The 22,330-nt window shown below is 67.1% G+C and carries 21 protein-coding genes; 3 read left to right on the forward strand and 18 right to left on the reverse strand.

Going from position 1 to position 22,330, the window contains the following annotated elements:
• Window positions 1-25: 25 nt before the first annotated feature.
• Entirely contained in the window at window positions 26-1,237 is a 1,212-nt protein-coding gene (locus QNN98_RS09555; protein ID WP_227911482.1) for a PrsW family intramembrane metalloprotease, read from the forward strand.
• 86 nt (window positions 1,238-1,323) lie between these two features.
• Here the strand turns inward: QNN98_RS09555 and nusB are convergent, their stop codons facing one another.
• The 13 genes from nusB to QNN98_RS09620 all read right to left on the reverse strand — a co-directional run bounded on the left by nusB (window position 1,324) and on the right by QNN98_RS09620 (window position 13,914).
• Entirely contained in the window at window positions 1,324-1,734 is a 411-nt protein-coding gene (nusB, locus tag QNN98_RS09560) for a transcription antitermination factor NusB (protein WP_227911483.1), read from the reverse strand.
• Window positions 1,731-2,294 carry an elongation factor P gene (gene efp / locus QNN98_RS09565; RefSeq protein ID WP_227911484.1) on the reverse strand — a complete coding sequence of 188 codons (564 nt, stop codon included), beginning with the start codon at window positions 2,292-2,294 and terminating at the stop codon, window positions 1,731-1,733. Before efp ends, nusB begins: the two co-directional genes overlap by 4 nt.
• A 65-nt stretch (window positions 2,295-2,359) precedes the next feature.
• Window positions 2,360-3,481: a 3-dehydroquinate synthase gene (gene aroB, locus QNN98_RS09570; RefSeq protein WP_283996909.1), complete on the reverse strand. Its 1,122-nt coding sequence runs from the start codon at window positions 3,479-3,481 to the stop codon at window positions 2,360-2,362.
• Complete coding sequence (locus QNN98_RS09575; RefSeq protein WP_227911486.1) at window positions 3,482-4,048, reverse strand: shikimate kinase; 567 nt, start codon at window positions 4,046-4,048, stop codon at window positions 3,482-3,484. It abuts the gene before it with no gap.
• Complete coding sequence (gene aroC / locus QNN98_RS09580; protein ID WP_283996910.1) at window positions 4,032-5,246, reverse strand: chorismate synthase; 1,215 nt, start codon at window positions 5,244-5,246, stop codon at window positions 4,032-4,034. The genes QNN98_RS09575 and aroC overlap by 17 nt, the downstream gene beginning before the upstream one ends.
• A 32-nt stretch (window positions 5,247-5,278) precedes the next feature.
• The gene (locus QNN98_RS09585; protein WP_283996911.1) at window positions 5,279-6,148 is read right to left on the reverse strand and encodes a shikimate dehydrogenase; all 870 of its coding nucleotides are present in this window, start codon (window positions 6,146-6,148) and stop codon (window positions 5,279-5,281) included.
• Window positions 6,149-7,363: an endolytic transglycosylase MltG gene (mltG, locus tag QNN98_RS09590; protein WP_283996912.1), complete on the reverse strand. Its 1,215-nt coding sequence runs from the start codon at window positions 7,361-7,363 to the stop codon at window positions 6,149-6,151.
• On the reverse strand, window positions 7,360-7,941 hold the full coding sequence (gene ruvX, locus QNN98_RS09595) for a Holliday junction resolvase RuvX (RefSeq protein WP_227911490.1): 582 nt from the start codon (window positions 7,939-7,941) through the stop codon (window positions 7,360-7,362). Before ruvX ends, mltG begins: the two co-directional genes overlap by 4 nt.
• Before the next feature lies 1 nt (window position 7,942).
• Window positions 7,943-10,636: an alanine--tRNA ligase gene (gene alaS, locus QNN98_RS09600; RefSeq protein ID WP_227911491.1), complete on the reverse strand. Its 2,694-nt coding sequence runs from the start codon at window positions 10,634-10,636 to the stop codon at window positions 7,943-7,945.
• 90 nt (window positions 10,637-10,726) lie between these two features.
• Window positions 10,727-10,981 (reverse strand): hypothetical protein, encoded by a 255-nt coding sequence (locus QNN98_RS09605; protein ID WP_231700628.1) that lies wholly within the window; start codon window positions 10,979-10,981, stop codon window positions 10,727-10,729.
• A gap of 40 nt (window positions 10,982-11,021) precedes the next feature.
• Window positions 11,022-11,423: a DUF948 domain-containing protein gene (locus tag QNN98_RS09610; protein ID WP_227911492.1), complete on the reverse strand. Its 402-nt coding sequence runs from the start codon at window positions 11,421-11,423 to the stop codon at window positions 11,022-11,024.
• A 192-nt stretch (window positions 11,424-11,615) separates the two neighbouring features.
• Window positions 11,616-12,242, reverse strand: a complete 627-nt coding sequence (gene rpsD / locus QNN98_RS09615) for a 30S ribosomal protein S4 (RefSeq protein WP_227911493.1) — start codon at window positions 12,240-12,242, stop codon at window positions 11,616-11,618.
• Between the two features lie 262 nt (window positions 12,243-12,504).
• Window positions 12,505-13,914 (reverse strand): replication-associated recombination protein A, encoded by a 1,410-nt coding sequence (locus QNN98_RS09620; RefSeq protein ID WP_283996913.1) that lies wholly within the window; start codon window positions 13,912-13,914, stop codon window positions 12,505-12,507.
• 48 nt (window positions 13,915-13,962) lie between these two features.
• On the opposite strand from QNN98_RS09620, the gene QNN98_RS09625 reads away from it, so the two are divergent.
• Window positions 13,963-14,595, forward strand: a complete 633-nt coding sequence (locus QNN98_RS09625; RefSeq protein ID WP_349643216.1) for a Vms1/Ankzf1 family peptidyl-tRNA hydrolase — start codon at window positions 13,963-13,965, stop codon at window positions 14,593-14,595.
• Here QNN98_RS09625 and QNN98_RS09630 read toward each other — a convergent pair.
• The 3 genes from QNN98_RS09630 to aspS all read right to left on the reverse strand — a co-directional run bounded on the left by QNN98_RS09630 (window position 14,555) and on the right by aspS (window position 18,403).
• Window positions 14,555-15,628, reverse strand: coding sequence for a nitronate monooxygenase (locus tag QNN98_RS09630; RefSeq protein WP_283996914.1), 1,074 nt, complete (start codon window positions 15,626-15,628; stop codon window positions 14,555-14,557). The two genes, QNN98_RS09625 and QNN98_RS09630, sit on opposite strands and share 41 nt — an antisense overlap.
• An 8-nt stretch (window positions 15,629-15,636) precedes the next feature.
• Window positions 15,637-16,473: a PhzF family phenazine biosynthesis protein gene (locus QNN98_RS09635; protein ID WP_227911497.1), complete on the reverse strand. Its 837-nt coding sequence runs from the start codon at window positions 16,471-16,473 to the stop codon at window positions 15,637-15,639.
• A gap of 118 nt (window positions 16,474-16,591) precedes the next feature.
• Entirely contained in the window at window positions 16,592-18,403 is a 1,812-nt protein-coding gene (gene aspS, locus QNN98_RS09640; RefSeq protein WP_227911498.1) for an aspartate--tRNA ligase, read from the reverse strand.
• Between the two features lie 124 nt (window positions 18,404-18,527).
• On the opposite strand from aspS, the gene QNN98_RS09645 reads away from it, so the two are divergent.
• Window positions 18,528-19,829, forward strand: a complete 1,302-nt coding sequence (locus tag QNN98_RS09645) for an APC family permease (RefSeq protein ID WP_283996915.1) — start codon at window positions 18,528-18,530, stop codon at window positions 19,827-19,829.
• Here the strand turns inward: QNN98_RS09645 and QNN98_RS09650 are convergent.
• On the reverse strand, window positions 19,826-20,839 hold the full coding sequence (locus QNN98_RS09650) for an adenosine deaminase (protein ID WP_283996916.1): 1,014 nt from the start codon (window positions 20,837-20,839) through the stop codon (window positions 19,826-19,828). The two genes, QNN98_RS09645 and QNN98_RS09650, sit on opposite strands and share 4 nt — an antisense overlap.
• A gap of 139 nt (window positions 20,840-20,978) precedes the next feature.
• Window positions 20,979-22,325: a histidine--tRNA ligase gene (hisS, locus tag QNN98_RS09655; protein ID WP_283996917.1), complete on the reverse strand. Its 1,347-nt coding sequence runs from the start codon at window positions 22,323-22,325 to the stop codon at window positions 20,979-20,981.
• Window positions 22,326-22,330: the final 5 nt, after the last annotated feature.

Below are 22,330 nucleotides of genomic sequence, written 5' to 3' on the forward strand. Positions count from 1 at the left end.
TGTCTCCTATGAGCAGGCCCGACGCATGAGCGCACCCGGTTTCCAACCCGCCCCGCAGCAGTACCCCGGGCCTCCCGGGTACGCCCCTGCCTACGGCCCGGCCCCGGTGCAGCCCTTCTGGGTACCTCCGGCACCCCGCCGCGACAAGGGCCTGGCAGCCACCATTGTGCTGACGGTCCTGTCCGCGGCGGCGCTGGCGTGGGTCGGCATGGGGCTGATCGACCGTTTCGGTTCTCCGGCCTTCGTGATCTGCGGCATCCTGGCGCTGATACCGCTGGGCATTTGCTTCCTCGGCATCTGGTGGGTGGACCGCTGGGAACCGGAACCGCGCAGCGCCCTGCTGTTTTCCTTCCTCTGGGGCGCCGGCGTATCGGTGGTGATCGCCCTGCTGCTCGGCCCGTATTTCACTCTCGCCCTGCTGGACATCCTGCCCTACACCTCTGCCGAAATCCTCGGACTTGTTCTCGAGGCACCGGTGGTTGAGGAAACAGCCAAGGGTCTGGGCATCCTGATCCTGCTGCTGGCCCGCCGCCGGATTTTCGACGGTCCCGTGGACGGGATCGTCTTCGCAGCGTCTGTGGCTGCGGGTTTCGCCTTTACGGAGAACATCCTCTATTTCGGTACGGCCATGGTCGGTTCCGACTGGGGCGCCGCGGACCTGGGCTTCACCTTTGTGCTGCGCGGACTGCTCTCCCCCTTCGCGCACGTGCTCTTCACTGCCTGCACCGGCCTGGCCCTCGGCCTTGCCGCGAGCCGGGCCGGCCGCGGCTGGATTCTGCCGGCCTTCATCCTCGGCCTGATTCCGGCGATCCTGGGCCACATGCTGTGGAACGGCGGCCCGACGTTCTTCTTCGAGGACAACTTCTTTGTGTTCTACTTCCTGCTGCAGGTCCCGCTGTTTGCCCTGGCGGTCACCGGCGTGTGGATGCTGCGCCGCAAGGAGCAGCGGCTCACGCTGCGGCGCCTGGACGAATATGCCATGGCCGGGTGGTTCACACCGGCAGAAGTGCGCATGCTCGCCACCGGCAACGGGCGCCGTCAGGCCATGAGCTGGGCCAGGCTCAACGGCTCAGCGGGCACCATGAAGGAGTTCATCCGCCGCTCCACCCGGCTGGCCCTGACCCGGCAGCAGATTGCCGTAGGCCGCGACGTCGCAGCCAACCAGGAGTACGAGGCCACCCTGCTGGCCGAAGTGACCGGCATCCGTGCCGCCATGCTGGCGGGCGCGCGGGTCTAGGAAAACAGGCGTAAGGCATACAAAAGGACCGGCCCCCGCGGGGGCCGGTCCTTTGACGTACTGCCTGTGTCCGGCTTGCCTGCCCCCTAGGCCAGGAGCGAAGGCTTCAATTCCTGCAGCCGGCCCAGCAGGCCGTTGATGAAGGCCGGGGACTCGTCCGTGGAGAGCGTTTTCGCCAGTTCCACGGCTTCGCTGATGGCGACCTTGTCCGGAATCTCGTCGTTGTAGAGAAGTTCCCAGGCGCCCAGGCGGAGGATGATGCGGTCCACCGAAGGCATGCGTTCAAGCGTCCAGCCCTGCGAATACGTGCTCAGGAACTCGTCAATCTGTTCCTGCATCGCAACCACGCCTTCCACCAAATCCATGGTGTAGGGGTTGATCGTCTGGTCGGTCTGTTCGCGGCGGGCCCTGATGGCATCAAAGGCTGAAACCGAACGCTGTTCGGCTTCGAAGAGGACCTCCAGTGCGCGGGTCCGTGCTTTACTGCGTGCGCTCACTCGTTAACGCGTCCCAAGTAGTCGCCGGTGCGGGTGTCGACCTTGACCTTGGTGCCCTGCTCCAGGAACAGGGGAACCTGGATCTCGTAACCGGTCTCGATGGTGGCCGGCTTGGTGCCGCCGGTGGAGCGGTCGCCCTGCAGGCCCGGCTCGGTGTACGTGATCTCCATGGTGACCGACGGCGGCAGTTCGATGTACAGCGGCGAACCTTCGTGGATGGCGATGGTGACCATCATGGACTCCATCATGAAGTTGGCGTTGTCGCCGACAATCTTGCCCGGAACCGTGAGCTGGTCGAAGTCGGAGGTGTCCATGAAGACGTAGTCTTCGCCGTCCTGGTACAGGTACTGGTAGTCGCGGCGGTCCACCGTGGCGGTCTCGACCTTGATGCCGGCGTTGAACGTCTTGTCCACTACCTTGCCCGAAGTCACGTTGCGCATCTTGGTACGGACGAACGCACCACCCTTGCCCGGCTTCACGTGCTGGAACTCGATGATGCTCCAGAGGTTGCCTTCAAGCTTCAGCACGGTGCCGTTCTTGATGTCGTTGGTCGTCGCCACAGTTTCTCTTCCGTTGTCCGTCTATATATTCAAGTCCGACGACTATTCTACCCGCTTCCGGGGAGCTACAGGCTGAGCCGGATCCCGCCCTGCGGCTCGGAAGCAATTTCCTGGTAGGCGGCGAACAGCAGCGAGGTGTCCGGCACCTCGAGCATGGAGGGTTTCGCCAGACCGTCCAGCACCACAAAACGCAGCAGGTCGCCGCGGGATTTCTTGTCCCGGCGCATGCCGTCCAGCAGGGCGGACCAACGGTCCTTCCGGTAGCTGACAGGCAGTCCCAGCGAGGACAGGATCTCCTTGTGCCGGTCCGCCGTGGCGTCATCCAGGCGCCCCACCATGCGGCCCAGTTCGGCGGCGAACACCAGGCCCACCGACACCGCCGCGCCGTGGCGCCACTGGTAGCGTTCGGCCAGTTCGATCGAGTGTCCCAGGGTGTGCCCGTAGTTCAGGAATTCCCGGCGGCCGGCTTCGCGCAGGTCGGCGGAAACAATCTCGGCCTTCACACGGATGGATCGTTCCACGAGTTCGCGCACGACGTCGGAACCGCCGTCGCCCACTGCCTCCGGGTTGGCTTCCACCAGGTCCAGGATGGCGGGATCGGCAATAAAACCGCACTTGATGACCTCGGCCATGCCGCTGAGCAGTTCGTTCTTCGGCAGGGTGCCCAGGGCATCCAGGTCGGCTAAGACTCCAGCGGGCGGATGGAACGCGCCCACAAGGTTCTTGCCCTCGGCCGTGTTGATGCCGGTTTTGCCGCCCACGGCGGCGTCCACCATGCCCAGCAGGGAAGTGGGGATGTGCACCACCTTGATGCCGCGCAGCCATGTGGCGGCCACAAAACCGGCAACGTCGGTCACGGCGCCGCCGCCCACGGCAACAATGGCATCGGACCGGGTGAAGTCGTTCTGGCCCAGGACCTGCCAGCAGAACGCGGCCACCTGGATGTGCTTGCCTTCTTCGGCGTCGGGGATTTCAGCGGTCACGGCCGTGAGGCCGGTTGCTGCCAGTTCGTCCCGCACGGTGTCCCCCGTAGTGCGCAGTGCCCTGGGGTGGATCACCAGGACACGGCGCACGCGTTCTCCGAGCATGTAAGGAAGACGCCCCAGCAGGCCGTTGCCTACGACGACGTCGTAGTTGTCTGAGGGGGCGGAGCCGGTCACCGGAATGATCGTCGGTTCGGAGGGCATCTAGTCTTCTCCTTTAGTGAGGACGGAAGTCAGCCGGTCGATGATGGCCGGAACTGTGAGGCCCCTGGTGTCAATGGTGATGTCGGCCAGGGATTCGTAGACGGGACGGCGGACCTTGGCCAGCTCCTGCCAGCGCCGGACGGGGTCCGGGGAAAGGAGCGGCCGGTGGCCTGCCCGGGTGATCCGGGGAAGCACGGTGGCCAGGTCCGTATCCAAAAACACTACCGTGACGTTGGCCAGGAGCTGTTGCGTGCCTGAATCCAGGACGGCACCGCCGCCCAGCGAAATGACGGCAGGCTCCGGCGATTCCAGCGCGGCGGCCACGGTCCGGGCCTCGACCTCACGGAAATAGCACTCCCCCCGGGAACTGAACAGGTCTGCAATGGGACCGTGGCGTTCCACCACGGCCTCGTCCGTATCCACGAAGGGCAGTCCGGCACGGGCAGCGTAGCCGCGGCCCACCACCGACTTGCCCGCGGCCATAAAGCCCATCAGGACCACATGGCGTCCGGTGCGGCGGGTCTGTCCGCTGCGGGCGCTGCCGCGGCGGTCAGTACTGCGGGACATCGGTGCCGGCGGATTCCAGGGACTCGGGGATGGCCGCCAGGTACGCGCGCAGGTTCCGGGCGGTCTCCGGCACGGAATCGCCGCCGAACTTCTCGATCACGGCTTCGGCCAGGACGAGGGCCACCATGGCTTCCGCCACTACGCCGGCGGCGGGAACGGCGCACACGTCGGAGCGCTGGTGGTGTGCACGGGCCGGTTCGGAGGTGCGTACGTCCACGGTCCGCAGGGCGCGCGGCACGGTGGCGATCGGTTTCATGGCCGCGCGGACGCGCAGCAGTTCACCGATGCTCATGCCGCCTTCGATGCCGCCGGCCCGGTTCCCGGACCGGACCACGCGGCCGGAGGCGTCCTGCAGGATTTCGTCGTGTGCAGCGGATCCGCGGCGCGTGGCGGTGAGGAACCCGTCACCCACTTCCACGCCCTTGATCGCCTGGATACCCATCAGGGCACCTGCAATCCGGGCATCAAGCCGCCGGTCCCAGTGCACATAGCTGCCCAGCCCCGGCGGCAGGCCGTAGGCCAGCACCTCCACCACGCCTCCGAGGGTTTCGCCCTCTTTGTGCGCGGCGTCCACTTCGGCAACCATGGCCGCGGAGACGCGGGCGTCGAAGCAGCGCATGGGATCGGCGTCGAGGGCGTCAACGTCGGAGGGCAGCGGGAGCGCTGCGTCCTGCGGCGCCATGACGCCGGCGATGCCCACGGTGTGGCTGACCAGGCGGATGCCCAGCTGGGACAGGAACGCAGCGGCTACGGCGCCGAGGGCCACCCTGGTGGCTGTTTCGCGGGCACTGGCGCGTTCCAGGACGGGACGGGCCTCGTCAAAGCCGTACTTCTGCATTCCGGTGAAGTCGGCGTGCCCGGGGCGGGGACGGGTCAGGGGCGCGTTGCGGGCGGAATCGGCCAGTACGGAGGGGTCCACCGGGTCAGCGGACATCACCTGTTCCCACTTGGGCCATTCGGTGTTGCCGATCTCGATGGCCACCGGGCCGCCCTGGGTTCTTCCGTGCCGGACGCCCCCGAGGATGCGGACGGCGTCCTGTTCGAACTTCATCCGGGCACCGCGGCCGTAGCCAAGCCGGCGGCGGGCCAGCGCGGACTGGATCCCGGCGCTGTCCACTTCCACTCCGGCGGGGACACCTTCGACAATTCCAACCAATGCAGGCCCGTGGGACTCACCGGCGGTCAACCAACGCAACATGCTTTCAATACTGCCATGTCCCGCCGGGCCGTTCAGCGCCGCGGGATACCGACTGCGTCACACATGGCGTTTGTGACGCCGGGCTCGTCGAAGAAGGCATCTGTTGTGAACAGCTTCACCTGCTCCACCGCCTGGTACAGCAGCATCTCGATGCCGGCAGCCACCCGGCCGCCGTGTGCAGACCAGGCCTGCGCAAGCATGCTCGGCCAGGGATCGTAGGCAACATCCAGGAGGATGCTGCCCGGGACAATGCCGCGCAGTTCCTGTGCCAGTGCGTCGGCGCCGTGCGGGGGAAGCGTGGAGATGACGACGTCGGCTTCCGCGCAGGCGGCGGCCGCTTCGTCCCAGCCCCGGGCCGAGACACTCACGCCCATCCGCTCCCCTGCCTCGCGCACTCCGGCGTTGCCGGGCGACGGCGCGGGGAAGCGGCGGGCACAGACCTGCACGCGGGGGGAACCAAGTTCGGCCAGCGCCGCTACGGCAGCGCAGGCGGTGCCGCCGGCGCCCAGCACGACGGCGCGGGGATGCTCCGGCGCCCCGGCACGCCGGAGCGCGCCCAGGATGCCGTCGACGTCGGTGTTGTGTCCGGTGAGGACGGTGCCGTCCGCTCCGTGGGAGAAGGTCACGGTGTTCAGGACCCCAAGGGCCGCAACCCGGCAGTCCGTGCGGTCCATTGCGGAAACCAAGACGGCTTTCAGCGGCATGGTCACGGAAAGCCCGGTCCAGGCCGGCTGGCCCCGCAGGGAGGCCGCGAACGCCGCGGCCTCCTCTGCGGTCAGGTCAATCGCCTCGTAGCTGCAGGCGAAGCCCAGGAAGGCATAAGCCGCCCGGTGAAGCAGCGGCGACTTGGAGTGGCCGATCGGATGCCCCAGGACGGCTGCCCGCCGCAGGGTCGGATCCACCTATCCGCACCGCCCCGGCTTCTGCGTGCTGCACCAGTTCTGGTATTCCTCCACGTACTTGGCGTGTTCGGCCAGCGTGCTGGAGAACTTCGTCTCGCCGGTGTCCAGGTTGACCGTGACCCAGTAGTAGTACGGGACATCACTGGGGTGGGCGGCGGCCTCGATGGCCTCCGTGCTCGGCGAACCGATGGGCCCGACGGGCAGTCCCGGGTTGGCGTACGTGTTGTACGGGTTGGACTTGTCGGCTTTCTCGTCGGACGTAAGCTCGTAGCTCTTGCGGCCCAGCCCGTAGGTCACCGTGGCATCCGACTGGATGAGCCCGTTGGTTTCCTTGTTGTCGGCGTGCAGCCGGTTTTCGATGGAACCGGCAACGCTGCCGTAGTCGGCTTCACCCGCTTCGGCCTGGATAATGCTGGCCTTGGTCAGGACCCGGTACTGCTCGGCCGGATCGGTGATCCCCGCGTTTTTCAGTTCCGCGAACGTGTTGTCCACCATCTCCTTGATGATGTCCGTGGCTTCCATGCCCACGTCGAACCGGTACTCGCCCGGGAACAAGTAGCCCTCCAGGCTCACGGCCTGGGCGGGCAGGCCGAACTGCTGCGGAGCGTCAGCCAGCGCCTGGAACTCCGAAAGCGGAATCTGCGTGGAGGTGTTCAGCACTTCGAACACTTCGTTTTGGCGCAGCCCGCGCTGCACGGCAGCGTAATGGACCGGGCTGTCGCCGTCGCCCAGCAGCGCATCCACCGCTGCGGAGGAAGACATCTGGTACTTCATCTCGTACGTGCCCGGCTGGATCTCCCGGCCGTCCGACTGCTCGGTGAAGGCATTGACGAACTGCTTGGAGGTGGCCACGATGTCTTCGGCTTCCAGCTTGCCGCCGATCAGCAGGGGCCCGTCCCCTTCCGCGACGGTGAACGCGACGGTGCCGTTGCCGGCCCCCTCGTAGTCCTTGATCTCATTCATGCCCAGCAGGTCCCGCAGGAACATGGTGAGGCCGAACACGACGGCGGCGAAAACGGCCAGCACGGTGACCATGATGATGGTGCGGCGGCGGCGTCGTCGCTGCTTCTCCCGGGACGGCCGCTGGCTCCTGCGGGTAGGCAGGTCGGCGGGCTCGTCAAAGAACTGCGTCATGGGAAGCTCTTCTCCGTGGCCGTATCCGGGCTCATGGTCCGGTTCCGCCATGGCGGGGTACTCGGGATATCTGTGGCTCACGGCGTGATACCGCCTTCGCGCTCGATGTCCTGCGAAATTGTGGACTCCTCAGTCGGGGCCGGCTCTGCATCACGGTGGCGATGCGGCCGGCTCGGTGTAACCAGCTCCCCCACGTCCCGGTTCAGGGAACGTTGTGTGTCAATAGACTGCTGCAGAATTGCGACAGCAGCCGCTTGATCAACCACTGTACGGTGATTCCGGCTGTTCATTCCAGCTTCGTGCAGCGAGCGGTGCGCGGTGACCGTGGTCAGGCGTTCGTCTACCAGCCGCACTTCCAGTCCGGTGCCTGCCGCCAGCAACGCGTCGGCCAGCGTCTTCGCGTAGTCCCGTGCCATCTGGGTTGAGGCCGTTTCACCGCCCCGCATGCTGCGGGGAAGGCCGACAAAAACCTCTACCGCACCCCGTTCGGCAACCTCGTTCAGCACCACTTTGATGTCGCTGTTTTTCTTTGCGTCCCGCTTCAGCGTCCTGACCGGCATGGCCAGGACGCCGTCGGGGTCGCTGGCGGCCAGGCCCACCCGGACCAGGCCGACGTCGACCCCGAGCTTTACGCCCCGCGGTACAGCAGAATCAGCCAAGTTAGCCCCGTCCGGCCACGGCTCCGCGGATAGCCGTGAGGGCATCCGCGATCTTGCCGGCGTCGGAGCCGCCGCCCTGGGCGACGTCGTCCTTACCGCCGCCGCCACCGCCGAGGACGCCGGCCGCAACCTTCACGAGTGCTCCGGCCTTGACCCCGGCGCTGCGGGCGCCTTCATTGGTGGCAACGATCACTACGGGACGGTTGTTGGAAACGCCGGCCACGGCCACGGCAGCGGGTTCGCTGCCCAGCCGGGAGCGCAGGTCCAGCGCAAGGGTGCGCAGGTCATCGGCGCCGCCGACTTCGCCGGCGTTGTGGGCCAGCAGGCGGACGCCGTCAACGTCCACTGCGGTGCCCACGAGCGCCGCTGCGGAGGCGGCCAGCTGCTCGCGGCGCAGCTTCTCCAGTTCCTTTTCCGTCGCCTTCAGCTTGGCCAAAGTGGCGGCCAGGCGGTCCGGCAGCTGCACGGAGGGGACCTTCAGCATTTCGGACAGTTCGTTGACCAGCGCGCGCTCGGCGGCCAGGTGGCGGAAAGCGTCCATGCCGACAAACGCTTCCACCCGGCGGTTGCCCGAGCCTACGGACTGCTCGCCCAGCAGGGTGAGGCTGCCGATCCGGGAGGTGGAGGCCACGTGCGTGCCGCCGCAGAGTTCGCGGGACCAGTCGCCGTTCATTTCCACCACGCGCACCGTGTCGCCGTAGGCTTCGCCGAACAGCGCGGTGGCGCCCAGTGCCTTGGCGTCGGCCAGGGACATGATTTTGGTCTCGACCTGGTAGTTGCTGCGGATCGCGAGGTTGGACACCTCTTCGATCTCGGACTTGGCAGCGTCGGAAAGTCCCTCGCCCCAGGAGAAGTCGAACCGCAGGTAGCCGGCCTTGTTGAAGGAACCGCGCTGCAGGGCTTCCGGGCCGAGGATCTGGTGCAGGGCGGCGTGCACAATGTGCGTGCCGGAGTGCGCCTGCTCGGCTTCGTGGCGGCGCTGGGCGTCGACGGCGGCCAGCACGTTGGCGCCGGCGGCAATTTCGCCTTCACGGACGATCGCCTTGTGCACGCTCAGGCCCTTGACCGGACGCTGGACGTCCGACACTTCCAGGACGAAGCCGTCACCGGTGATCAGGCCGGTATCGGCCGCCTGGCCGCCTGCCTCGGCGTAGAACGGGGTCTCATCCAGGACCAGGGAGATTTCCGAGCCCTGCGGGGCGAAGTCCACCCGGGAGCCGCCGGAAATGATGCCGCGTACCTTGGATTCGGTGCTCAGCTCGTCATAGCCGGTGAAGACCGTGTTGCCTGCAGCGAGGAGCTCGTTGAAGACCGAGAGGTCCGCGTGGCCGTGCTTCTTGCCGCGGGCGTCAGCCTGGGCACGCTTGCGCTGTTCGGACATCAGCGAACGGAAGCCTGCTTCGTCCACCTTCAGGCCCGCTTCCTCAGCCATTTCCAGAGTGAGGTCGATGGGGAAACCGTAGGTGTCATGCAGCGCGAAGGCTTCCTCGCCGGACAGCGGGGTGCCGGCGGCCTTGGAGACCTTGACGGCTTCTTCCAGTCGCTCGGTGCCGGAGGCAATGGTGCGCAGGAACGCCTTTTCCTCGGCGTAGGCAATTCGGCTGATGCGGGCGAAATCGGCCTCAACCTCGGGGTAGGTGCCCTTCATGGCGTCCCGGGATACCGGCAGCAGTTCCGGCAGCACGGCCGTTTCGACGCCGAGCAGGCGCATGGCGCGCACGGCCCGGCGGATCAGGCGGCGCAGCACGTAGCCGCGGCCTTCGTTGGAGGGGCTCACGCCGTCGGAGATCAGCATCAGGGCCGAACGGATGTGGTCGGCCACCACCCGCATGCGCACGTCGTCGGTGTGGTGCGGGTCGGAGGCGTCCTCCGCGCTGGTGTAGGCCTTGCCCGAGAGCTCGGCGGCCTTGTCCAGGACGGGGCGGACCTGGTCCGTCTCGTACATGTTCTCCACGCCCTGCAGGATCATGGCGAGGCGCTCGAGGCCGAGGCCGGTGTCGATGTTCTTCTGCGGCAGTTCGCCGGCAACGTCGAAGTCGGTCTTGGAGCGCACGGCGGAGAGCTGGTACTGCATGAACACCAGGTTCCAGATCTCGATGTAGCGGGTCTCGTCGACGGCGGGGCCGCCTTCCTGCCCGTACGCCGGTCCGCGGTCGTAATAGATTTCGGAGCAGGGGCCGCCGGGTCCGGCCTGGCCGGTGTTCCAGTAGTTGTCCGCCTTGCCGGTGCCGACGATCCGCTCATTGGGGATGCCGATCTTGTCGCGCCAGATGGCACGGGCCTCGTCGTCGCGCTCGTCGCCGTCTTCATAGACCGTGACCCAGAGGCGTTCGGGATCCAGGCCGAAGCCGCCCTTCTCGACGTCGGACGTCAGCAGCTCCCACGCGTAGGTGATGGCTTCTTCCTTGAAGTAGTCACCGAAGGAGAAGTTGCCGGCCATCTGGAAGAAAGTGCCGTGCCGGGCGGTCTTGCCCACTTCCTCAATGTCCGCGGTGCGGATGCACTTCTGCACGCTGGTGGCCCGGCTGTACGGGGCCTTCTCGCGTGCGGTCAGGTAAGGGATAAACGGCACCATGCCGGCCACTGTGAACAGCAGCGAGGGATCGTTGGAGACGAGTGACGCCGAGGGCACCACCGTATGGCCCTTATCGCTGAAGTAGTCCAGCCAGCGGCGAGCAATCTCGTGGGACTTCATGGTGCTTCTTTACCCTTCCGGTAATTCGGTTTCAGCATGCAGGAACAGGTGCATGCGGTGGTGCTGTGCCTCGGTGCCTTGGCGGCAGCCTTAGCGGCGGGCCGACCTCATGGCCTCGGCGGCGTTATCCGTGTTGTCCAGTCCCAGTGCTGCGCGCAGGTCGCCCTCGCGCTGGCTCATGCCCTCGCGGAGGGCCTCGGCAAAGCTCTGGACCGCTCCTGCCGCGGAGTCGACAGCGCGGTTGATGCCGGCCTGCTTGAGGCTGGACTTGGCTTCGTTGGCCCGGCGGACGGCGATGACGCCGATCGCGACACCGATTGACATCCAAAATACGCGCTTAATCATGACTGGCTCCTGTGCTTTGGGGTTGGTTACGGCTGCGGTACTAGCGGCTGCGCCGGCCGCGGCGGGTTCCCTGCACCGCTTCGCCGGCCTGTCCGCTGCGGCGGGATGCCAGGGCGGAGCGGACGCCGTAGGTGAAGGCCGAGACCTTGATCAGCGGTGAACCGACGGTGGCTGCGACCAGCGAAGACAGGGCGGACAGGTTCGCTGATGCGTCGGAGACGTTCGAGGAAATTCCGTCCACCTTCTGCAGCTGCAGGTTGGTGGTGGACACAGTGGTGGTCACCTCGTCAATCAACGGCGTGGTCTCGTCGCTGAGGGTCCGGATGGCCGAACGCATCTCGTCGAAAACCTTCCCCAGTTTCCAGACGGGAACGGCCAGCAGTGCAACCAGCACCGCAAACACACCGGCCGCTATCAGACCGGCAATATCTCCACCCGACATGGGACTCCTTTAGCGCAGAAAATCATAGTGGCTGGCACAACCGTCGCCGGTTCTGCCATATGTACCTTACCTACTGCAGCGCTGAGGCACTTACTTTTGCCGCCTGCGCCACGAAAGCGGGGGTGCCCGGATAACGGAACAGCCCGCGGCACGGGGCCGCGGGCTGGACTGTAAACGGGGTAATCCCGTTATTTAGCGTGCGTAGTATTCCACCACGAGCTGCTCTTCGCAGGTCACGGGGATTTCGGAACGCTTGGGGCGACGCACGAGGCGTGCCTGCAGCTTGTCCAGGGAAACATCAAGGTAACCCGGGACGGCGGGCAGGACGTCGCGGTGGGCGCCGGCTGCGGCAACCTGGAACGGCGTCATGGTCTCGCTGCGCTGGTGCACGTGGATGAGCTGGCCTTCGGAAACACGGAAGGACGGGCGATCCACGCGGGCACCGTCAACCAGGATGTGGCGGTGCACAACCAGCTGGCGGGCCTGGGCGATCGTGCGGGCGAAGCCGGCACGCAGCACGAGTGCGTCGAGACGCATTTCGAGCAGTTCGATCAGGTTTTCACCGGTCAGGCCGGCGGTGCGGCGGGCTTCTTCGAAGACACGGGTCATCTGTGCTTCGCGGATGCCGTACTGAGCACGCAGACGCTGCTTTTCGCGCAGACGTACGGCGTAGTCGCTGTCCTGCTTGCGACGGGCGCGGCCGTGCTCACCCGGGGGGTAAGGCCGACGCTCGAAGTATTTAGCTGCCTTGGGGGTCAAAGCAATGCCGAGGGCGCGCGATGCGCGTGCCTGCCGGCGTGCACGTGTGTTGTTAGCCACGTTCACCTTTCACTGTTTGGCGGTTTGGCCACGGCAGAAATAAATCCCTGCTGTGACTGCTGCGAAATATGCTGGCCTCCATGAGGGAGAGCTCCGGCCAACCGCTGCCGTCTGCTACAGACCCGGGCTCCGGACACACCACTGCCGTCCATACTTTTCAATACGGGGAAGCGGAAACCAGTACCTGGGCTTGCCAGTCAACCATCAATGCTAACACGGCAGCGCGTGCGCCCGCGCACACTTGCGCATTGGGCAGTCCGGATCAGGACTTCTCGCCGCGGATGATTCCGCGCAGCCGGTCCAGCCGTGCCGAAATGTCCCGTTCCACTCCGTTCCCGGTGGGCTCGTAGTAGTTCCGCCCCACCAGGTCGTCCGGAGCATACTGCTGGCGGGCCACGCCGTGCGGTGAATCGTGGGAGTAGATGTAGCCCTTGCCGTGGCCCAGCTGCTTGGCACCGGGATAGTGGGCGTCGCGCAGGTGAGCGGGCACGCCCTGCCCGCGTCCGGCCCGGACATCGGCAATGGCGGAGTTGATGCCGTTGTACGCGGCGTTGGACTTGGGCGCGGTGGCAATGTGGACCACCGCCTCGGCCAGGATGATCCGGCCTTCAGGCATTCCGATCAGCTGCACGGCCTGCGCGGCGGCAACAGCGGTCTGCAGTGCCGTCGGATCGGCCATGCCCACGTCCTCGGAGGCGGAAATAATCAGGCGGCGGGAAATGAACCGCGGGTCCTCCCCCGACTCCAGCATGCGGGCCAGATAGTGCAGGGCTGCATCGACGTCGGATCCGCGCAGCGACTTGATGAAGGCACTGGTGATGTCGTAGTGCTGGTCCCCCGCGCGGTCGTACCGCAGCGCCGCTACGTCAAGGGCTTCCTCGGCGTGCTTCAGCGTCACTTCCGGAACCTCGTCGCCGTCGGCCTTCTCGGAGTATGCGACGCCGGCTGCGGCCTCCAGCGCGGTCAACCCGCGCCGGGCGTCACCGGCAGCGAGCCGGACCAGGTGCTCCAGTGCCTCTTCGCTCAGGGTTACCCGCCCGGCCAGCCCGCGCTCATCCTCCACCGCCCGCTGGAGCAGGGCTGCAATGTCGGCTTCGGTCAGCGACTTCAGGGTCAGGAGCAGGGACCGGGAAAGCAGCGGGGACACCACGGAGAAGGAGGGGTTCTCCGTGGTGGCTGCCATCAGGACCACCCAGCGGTTTTCGACCCCGGGCAGCAGCGCGTCCTGCTGGGCCTTGTTGAAGCGGTGGATCTCATCCAGGAAGAGGATGGTGGTGACGCCGTGCAGGTCACGGTCCGTCAGCGCCTGCTCCATGACGCGGCGGACGTCCTTGACCCCGGCGGTGATGGCCGAGAGCTCCACGAACTTGCGTCCGGCGCCGCGGGCCACCACGTGCGCCAGCGTGGTTTTGCCGGTTCCGGGAGGACCCCAGAGCATCACCGAGGACGGTCCGGCCGGGTTGTGCTCGTCAGCGGACTGCGCCAGGGTACGCAGCGGCGAGCCGGGACCGAGCAGGTGCTGCTGGCCCACCACCTCGTCCACGGTCCGCGGCCGCATCCGTACGGCCAGCGGGCTGCGCGGCCTTACCCGTGCGGCGGAGCCGTCGGCGTAGTCATCGTCGTCGTCGTCGCCGCCCGCACTGAACAAATCATTCCCCGACAAAGCATTCACGCTTCAAGGCTACTCGTGCCGTAACCTGAGCTGGTCCACCCCTTCGGCTTGAAAGCAGGCTCCGCCATGCCCGGCCCGCGCACCACCTTTGTTTCCGCCGAGCGCCTGCCGGGTTGGGTGGAAAGGTTCGAGGCGGCGCAGGGCACGCTCGCGGTACAGCCCGGCGATGACGGGCTGCTGCTGCGTGCCGAGTCCGGGGCGCAGGCGGAACTGCTCGCGCCGTGGCCGGCGGACGGCCGTCCCGGGCGGGGCGCGGACGACGTCGAACGCCTCGCCTCCCTCGCCGGGCAGGCCCGGACCGTGGGCCTGGTGCTGGTCCGGCGCGGCGGGTACGCCGTCGGGGCAGCGCGCGAAGGCCGGCTGTTGGCGTCGAAGACCGGTTCCCCCAACAGCCGCCGCGCCAATGCAGCCGATGCCCTTACGGCCCTGGCCGCGGAGCAGGCGGCGGCAGTATTCACGGCGGCGGCTCCGGAGTACCTGGTTTTGGGCGGCGACCGGATGCTCGCCGAACAGGTGGCCGCACGGCGGGAGTTTTCGTGCTGGTCCGCCCTGCCCCGGCTTCGCCCGCTGGATGTGCCTGACCCGAAGGCTGCCGTGCTGGCGCAGGCGGCCCGGGACGCGTCCTCCGTGCTGGTGCGGATTATCCTGCCCCAGCCGGGCGCGGCGGCCAACCTGCACTGATCCGTTCCACCGTCTCAGCAGCAGGTTGGGGCACAGCCGAACGCCAGCCGGTTCCCGCCCAGAGACTCATCCCGTGCGGATCCCCTGCTGCTGCTGCCTTGGCGCGGAGTGTTTTCGTCACCTGGTTGACCAGCGGATAGGCGGCCGGCGCGTCCGGATGTTCGGCCATGAACCTGTTGGCCAGTCCCCGGGCGGTCCGGCCGGAGAAGGCACGGGTCAGTGCTGTGGTGTTGAACTGCGGATCCTGCAGGGCGGCCCGGTGCACGGGACTGGTTCCGGCTTCCGGGCTCAGGAGCAGCGCGGTGCCGATCTGCACGGCGTCGGCCCCCGCCCCGCGCAGGGCCTGCGCATCCGCAGCGGCGCCGATTCCACCAGCGGCAATAAGTTCGACGCCGGGGCCCGCGGCGGCGCGCACGGCACGCACGAGTTCGGCCAGCGGCTGCGCCGGCGGCTCCCCCGCCGCATTGAAGGTCCCCCGGTGCCCGCCCGCCTCCGGGCCCTGCAGGCACAGCATCCGGGCACCGGCGGAAACAGCCAGTGCGGCTTCTTCAACCGTGGTGACGGTAACGGCCACGGCGCTGCCGGCCGCCGTCAGTGCGGCCATAACGTCTTGGCCGGGCAGGCCGAAAGTGAACGACACCACCGGCACCTGCAGCCGGTGGACCAGTTCGAGCTTGGCGTCCCAGCCGTCATCGTCCGCCGGATCCGGCAGCGGCAGCAGGTCCGGTGGATACTGCGGATACTCCCGGGCCAGCTGCTCCCGGTAGGCCAGGGCGGCAGCGACCCGGCCGGAGGTGCCCGTGCCGCCGGTATTGGCCTGGTCCGGCACAAAAAGGTTCACGCCGAACGGACGTGGGGTCAGCTGCCTCACCCGGGCGATTTCCGCGGCCACAGCCCCGGCGTCCTTGTAGCCGGCCGCCAGGAATCCCAGCCCGCCGGCGTTGCTGACGGCGGCAGCCAGCGCGGGCGTGGACGGCCCGCCCGCCATCGGGGCTCCGACGACGGCGCGGGGCAGGGATGCCAGCGTAAACACGGCGATGGCTACAGCTTTACCGTGCCGTCAATGCAGGTGGCAGTTTCCCCGCCCACCCAGATCCTGCGGTCCCGGGTAAAGATCCGCACCAGTCCCGACCGTTCCAGCACCGTGCCCTGAGTGACTGTGTAGCGTTCCGGCGCAAGGCCCGAGCCGATCAGCCACTGGGCCAAGCCTGCGTTGAGGCTCCCGGTGACGGGATCTTCCAAGACGCCGTGGCCGGGGGCGAAGGCGCGGACTTCGTAGTCCGTGTCGCCGCCGTCGGGCTGCGGACCGATCACGCCCACTGCCAGGGACCCAAGCGCCGCAGGATCCGGCGTCAGGGACAGGACGGTTTCCGCATCCTTCAGGAGCAGCCCCAGCCAGCCCGGGCCGTTGTCTATCCAGTTCGAGGCGGATACCTGCTCCCGGGTGATGCCGAGAGCGTCCACCGTCTGCTGCAGCACGGCGTCCTCCAGCTCGCCCGAGCGGATCAGCGGCGGAGCGCCGAAGGCGGCCATTCCCGCCGAGGCGTGCAGCGTCACCAGGCCTACTCCGCATTCCTGAATGACGACGCCGGGATAGTGCGGAATGTTGCCGGCTTCGAGCCAGGCGTGGCACGTGCCCAGCGTGGGGTGGCCTGCGAAGGGGATCTCTCCCCCGGGCGTGAAGATGCGGACCCGGTAGTCGGCGCCGTCCTGTGTGGGCGGCAGCACGAACGTGGTCTCGGAGAGGTTCGTCCACCGGGCGAAGGAAGCCATCGCGGTGTCGGACAGGCCGTCCGCGTCCAGCACCACCGCCACGGGGTTGCCCAGATAGGGCTTGGTGCCGAAGACGTCCACTTGCTTGAACCAGCGATCTCTCATGCCCAAACACTATCGGGTGCCGGTGCCGGAGTGTCCAGCGGGGCTGGATATGTCTGCCGGGTTAAAGCACGGTACCCGGCCGCGCGCTGCGACCGGGTACCGTCAGTGCGGTGCGAAGTTAGGCGTCCTTCACGGGTGCTTCCTTGTCCTTCTTGGCCTCGGGGTCCTTCTTGGCCTCGGGCTTGAAGTCGACGCCGGCCTCCTTGCGCTGCTGCGGTGTGATCGGCGCCGGGGCCGCGGTCAGCGGATCGTAGCCGCCGCCGGACTTCGGGAAGGCGATCACGTCGCGGATGGAGTCGGTGCCGGCCAGCAGGGCCACCACGCGGTCCCAGCCGAAGGCGATGCCGCCGTGCGGCGGGGCGCCGTACTTGAAGCCCTCCAGCAGGAAGCCGAACTTCTCCTGTGCCTCTTCCTGGCTCAGGCCCATCACCTTGAAGACGCGTTCCTGCACGTCGCGCTGGTGGATACGGATGGAACCGCCGCCGATTTCGTTGCCGTTGCACACAATGTCGTAGGCGTAGGCCAGGGCCGACTCGGGATCGGTGTCGAAGGTGTCCATGAACTCAGGCTTGGGCGAGGTGAAGGCGTGGTGCACGGCCGTCCAGGCGCCGCCGCCCACTGCAACGTCGCCGGCGGCGACAGCTGCGGAGGCCGGCTCGAACATGGGGGCGTCCACAACCCAGACGAAGGCCCAGTCCTTCGGGTCGATCAGGCCGGTGCGGTGGCCGATCTCCACGCGGGCCGCGCCGAGCAGGGCACGGGCCTCGCTCTTTTCGCCGGCACCGAAGAAGATGCAGTCGCCGGGCTTGGCGCCGACCTTGTCGGCGAGGTTCTCCCGCTCGAAGTCGGTCAGATTCTTGGCCACGGGACCGGTCAGGGTGCCGTCTTCCTGGATCAGGACGTAGGCGAGGCCCTTCGCGCCGCGCTGCTTGGCCCATTCCTGCCAGGCATCAAGGGTGCGGCGGGCCTGGGAGGCGCCGCCCGGCATCACCACGGCGCCGACGTACGGGGCCTGGAAGACGCGGAAGGTGGTGTCCTTGAAGAACTCGGTGAGTTCGGTGAGCTCCAGGCCGAAACGCAGGTCCGGCTTGTCGGAGCCGTAGCGGGCCATGGCGTCCGCGTAGGTCATGCGCGGGATGGGGGTGGTGATCTCGACGCCGATCAGCTTCCACAGCGACTTCACGATCTGCTCGCCGAGGGCAATGATGTCGTCTTCCTCAACGAAGCTGGCCTCGATGTCCAGCTGCGTGAACTCCGGCTGGCGGTCCGCGCGGAAGTCCTCATCACGGTAGCAGCGGGCAATCTGGTAGTACTTCTCGAATCCGCCAACCTGCAGCAGCTGCTTGAACAGCTGCGGGGACTGCGGCAGCGCGTACCAGGAGCCCGGGGCAAGACGTGCCGGGACCACGAAGTCGCGGGCGCCTTCCGGGGTGGAACGGGTCAGCGTGGGAGTTTCAATTTCCACGAAGCCTTCGTCGTGCAGCAGCTCGCGGGCCACACGGTTCGCTTCGGAGCGCAGGCGCATGGCCGCAGCCGGTGCCGGACGGCGCAGGTCCAGGTAGCGGTGACGCAGGCGGGCTTCCTCGCCTACCTCCACGTGCTCGTCAATCTGGAACGGCAGCGGGTCCGAGGTGTTCAGGATGACGGTCTTGTCCGCAATGACCTCGATCTCGCCGGTGGCCAGCGCCGGGTTCTCGTTGCCTTCGGGCCGCTTCTGGACGGTGCCGGTGATCTGCAGGACGTACTCATTGCGCAGGCCGTGGAAGACATCCTCTTCACGCACCACTACCTGCGCCACGCCTGAGGCGTCGCGGAGGTCGAGGAAGGCAACGCCGCCGTGGTCGCGCCGTCGGGCGACCCAGCCTGCGAGAGTAACGGTCTGTCCAATATGCTCGGCCCTCAGGGAACCAAGGGCATGAGTGCGCAGCACAGCTGTCCTTTCGAGAAACTTGCGGAAACCACTGTTTCCGCTCATTGTGAATACACGGTCTTCTTGAGAGTTTACCGGTGAACCGACCCCCACCCTGCCAAGTCCCTACCGATTGGAAGGTCATTTGTCCGGCATTACCCAGCCGCGCGTTCCCCTTGGCGGCTTTGATGCCACTACTGCCGGCATTGGATCCATTGTTGGTGCGGGTGCATTCGTAGCCTTCGCCCCGGCGGCCGCAGCAGCGGGCCCCGCCCTCGCGGCGGCCCTTGGCATATCCGCGGTCGTGGCCATCCTGTGCGCCCTGTCCACCTTCCAGCTCAGCCGCGCGGTAACCCGCCGGCTTCCGGAGGACCAGGGCGGGGACGCGACGGCCCGTACCGCCGCCCGGATCCTCCTGGGTCCCTACAGCGGCTTCCTGTCCGGCTGGACGCTGGTGTGGGGGCTGCTGCTGTCCTCCGCCGTGTTGGCCGCGGCGTTCGGGACCTACGTGTTTCCGGACCATCCCGCGGCAGGAGCGGTGGGCGCGGTTGCGGTGATGGCGGCGGTCAACCTGCTGGGCGTGAACCGGGGGCCGTGGGCTACCCGGTTCATCCTGGCGTTTGTCTTCAGCATCCTGGCCTTCACGGTGGTGGTGCTCTACAACGAGGCACCAAACCAGCCGGTGCGGGTGGGCGCGGATATCGAGCCGACGGCGTCAGGCGTGCTGCAGGGGGCCGGCCTGCTGTTCTTTCTTTTCTCCGGCTATACCCGGCTGGCGACCATGGGTGCCGGTGTGCGCAATCCCTCACGCAATCTGCCCATAGCGGTTCCGGCAGCCATTGCCGTGTCGTTTGTCCTGTACCTGCTGATGGGGCAGTCGATGCTGGCGTACTACGGTGCCGCGGCACTGTCTGCGGAGCCCGCTCCCCTGCTGGATCCGATGCAGAGCGTCGGTGCGAACGTGGGGACGGGAGCCGTGGTCCTGGCCGTGTCCGCCGCAGCCCTGGGCGGTCTGTGGTCCCTGCTGGACTCGGCCGGCCGCACGGCTGCGGCCATGGCTGCGGACCGGGACCTGCCGTCCGTGTTCTCCCGCACCTGGCCCGGCCGGGCCGGCTCCGGACGTACCCCGTGGGTTGCCGTGGCCGCAGCAGGCGGAATCGTGATCCTGCTCGTCCTGTTTGCCGACCTGGATGCGCTGATCGGCATGGCATCCTTCGCGCTGCTCTTCTACGCTGCGATCAGCACGGTGTGTGCGTTCTCGTTGAAGGACCGCACACGGTACGCCCCCCGGGCACTGAACCTGGCCGGAACGGTAGGAGCCCTGCTGCTGGCCCTGGCACTGCCGCCGCTGTACATCAGCCTGACCCTCATGATCCTGGTGGCGGGCCTGGTGGTGCGGCTCAGCTTCCGCCGGCCCCGGTCCACCAAGCCGCACCCGACACTTTAACCGGCGGCCTCCCAGCGACGTACTTCCAGCAGAAGCTCCGCCCGGCGCTGGGGAGAAGCGAAGGACGCCTCAATGGAATTGGCGGCCAGCAGGGTCATTTGGGCACGGCTCAGCCCGAAGGCTTCCTGCACGGTGCGGAAATTATCGTCCGCGTAGCCGCCGAAGTAGGCGGGGTCATCGGAGTTCACGGAGATGTTCAGTCCGTGCTCGAGCATTTGCGGCAACGGGTGGGCCGCGAGGCTGTCGACGGCGTTCAACCGGACATTGGACAGCGGGCAGACGGTCAGCGGGATCTTTTCATGCACCAGGCGTTCCACCAGCACCGGGTCGTCCAGGCACCGGATGCCGTGGTCGATCCGGTCCACCAGCAATAGGTCCAGCGCCTGCTCGATGTAATGCGAGGGGCCCTCTTCTCCCGCATGGGCCACCGTCCGCAGACCGGCTTCGCGGGCACGGCGGTACAGGTCGATAAAAGCTTCCGGCGGGTTCCCCACCTCTGCGGAGTCCAGGCCGATACCGATGATGGGCGCATCCATGGCGAGGAGCTCCTCGAGGACCTCCAGCGCCTCGGCGGCAGGACGGTCACGGAGGAACGCGGCGATCAGGACGGCGGAGATGCCAAACTCCTCCTCGCTGCCGGCCAGCGCAGCGCATACGCCCCCCACGGAGGTTTCCAGCGGAACACCGCGGACCAGGTGAGCCTGCGGATCCATCATCATCTCCACGTGACGCACCCCCGCGGCGGCCGCCCGGCGCAGATACGCCCGGGTCATGTCCGTGAAGTCGGCCTCGGTGCGCAGCACGTCCATGTTGGCGTAGTAGAGGTCCAGGAAGGACTGCAGGTCCGTGAACCGGTAACGTGCACGCAACTCGTCCAGGGAGGCGTACGGCAGCTCAATGCCGTTGCGGCCGGCCAGTTCAAAAATCAGTTCCGGCTCAAGCGTGCCCTCAATGTGCAGGTGAAGTTCCGCGCAGGGCGGCGTGGGGAAAAGTGCGGAGCTAATAGGCATCCGTTAAGCCTAGGCTCCACCGGAAGCGTCAGCTAAACCCGTCCGGACGAAACATCCCGGGTCCTGGCCAAGCTCGGGGTGTCTTCCCGGGTGCAGGCGGCCATCGCCTACCGCGAACGGCCGCCTGCCCTTCCGGCTGTTATCCCTGAGCCGGGGCAACCGTAACGACGAGGTCCTCGGCCGGCGGCGTCCACAGTTCCGGATCGGCCGGCACCTGCTCGCCCGAGCGTATGTCCTTCACTTCGTGCGTGCCGTCCTCGGCGGTGAACCATACGAAGGGGATGCCGCGGCGGTCCGCATACTTGATCTGCTTGCCGAACTTCTCCGCCTTGGGTGCCACCTCCACGGAGATTCCGCGGCTGCGCAGCTGCGATGCCGTGTCCTGGGCAGCGGACCAGGAATCGTCGGTGGCCAGGGTCATCAGCACGGCGGTGGGCACGCTGCGGGAGGCCTGCGCGAACTCCTGGCTGAGGATGCGCATCACCAGGCGGGTAACGCCAATGGAGAGCCCGACGCCGGGGAAGGTCCGGCTGCCCTTGCTGGCCAATGCGTCGTACCGGCCGCCGGAGCAGATGGATCCCAGCGCTTCGTGGCCCACCAGCACCGTTTCGTAAACGGTGCCGGTGTAGTAGTCCAGTCCGCGGGCAATGCTCAGGTCCGCCAGGACCCGGCCGGGTGCCCGCCGGGAAGCTTCGCTGATGACCTCTGCCAGCTCGCCCAAGCCTTCCTCCAGCAGGTCATTGGTGACGCCCAGGGCGCGGACCTGCTCCACAAAGGAGGTGTCCCCGGACCGGATGGAGGCCAGCTTCAGGGCAGCAGCGGCCTGCTCGGCAGTGGCCCCGAGTTCTTCCTGCAGCAGTTCAGCAACCCGCGCGGCGCCGATCTTCTCCAGCTTGTCGATGCTGCGCAGCACCCCGGCCGTATCTTCCAGCCCGATGCCGCGGTAGAAGCCTTCGGCCAGCTTGCGGTTGTTCACCCGGATCTGGAATTCCGGGATCGGCAGGGCGCCCAGGGCTTCGGCAATCACCAGCGCCAGCTCGACGTCGTACCGGAACGGAAGGGCGCCGTCGCCCACCACGTCGATGTCCGCCTGGGTGAACTCCCGGGCACGGCCTTCCTGCGGCCGTTCTCCGCGCCAGACCTTCTGGATCTGGTAGCGGCGGAACGGGAAGGAAAGGTGGCCGGCGTTTTCCACTACGTAGCGGGCAAACGGCACGGTCAGGTCAAAGTGCAGGGCCAGGGAGTTGGGATCCTCTTTGCCGGCGGCCTCCCCCTCTTCGGCCTGCAGCCGGCTCAGTGCGTAGACTTCCTTGTCGATTTCGCCCTTGCGCAGCAGCTGCCCCACGGTTTCCACCGCACGGGTCTCAATGTTGGAGAAGCCGTGCAGCTCGAAGGAGCGGCGCAGCACGTCCAGGACATGGAGTTCAACCAGGCGCTCCTGCGGTAGCCATTCAGGGAAACCGGACAGTGAGGCCTTGCGTGCCATGGGGG

The organism is Arthrobacter sp. zg-Y1143 (assembly GCF_030125565.1).
Taxonomy (GTDB): domain Bacteria; phylum Actinomycetota; class Actinomycetes; order Actinomycetales; family Micrococcaceae; genus Arthrobacter_B.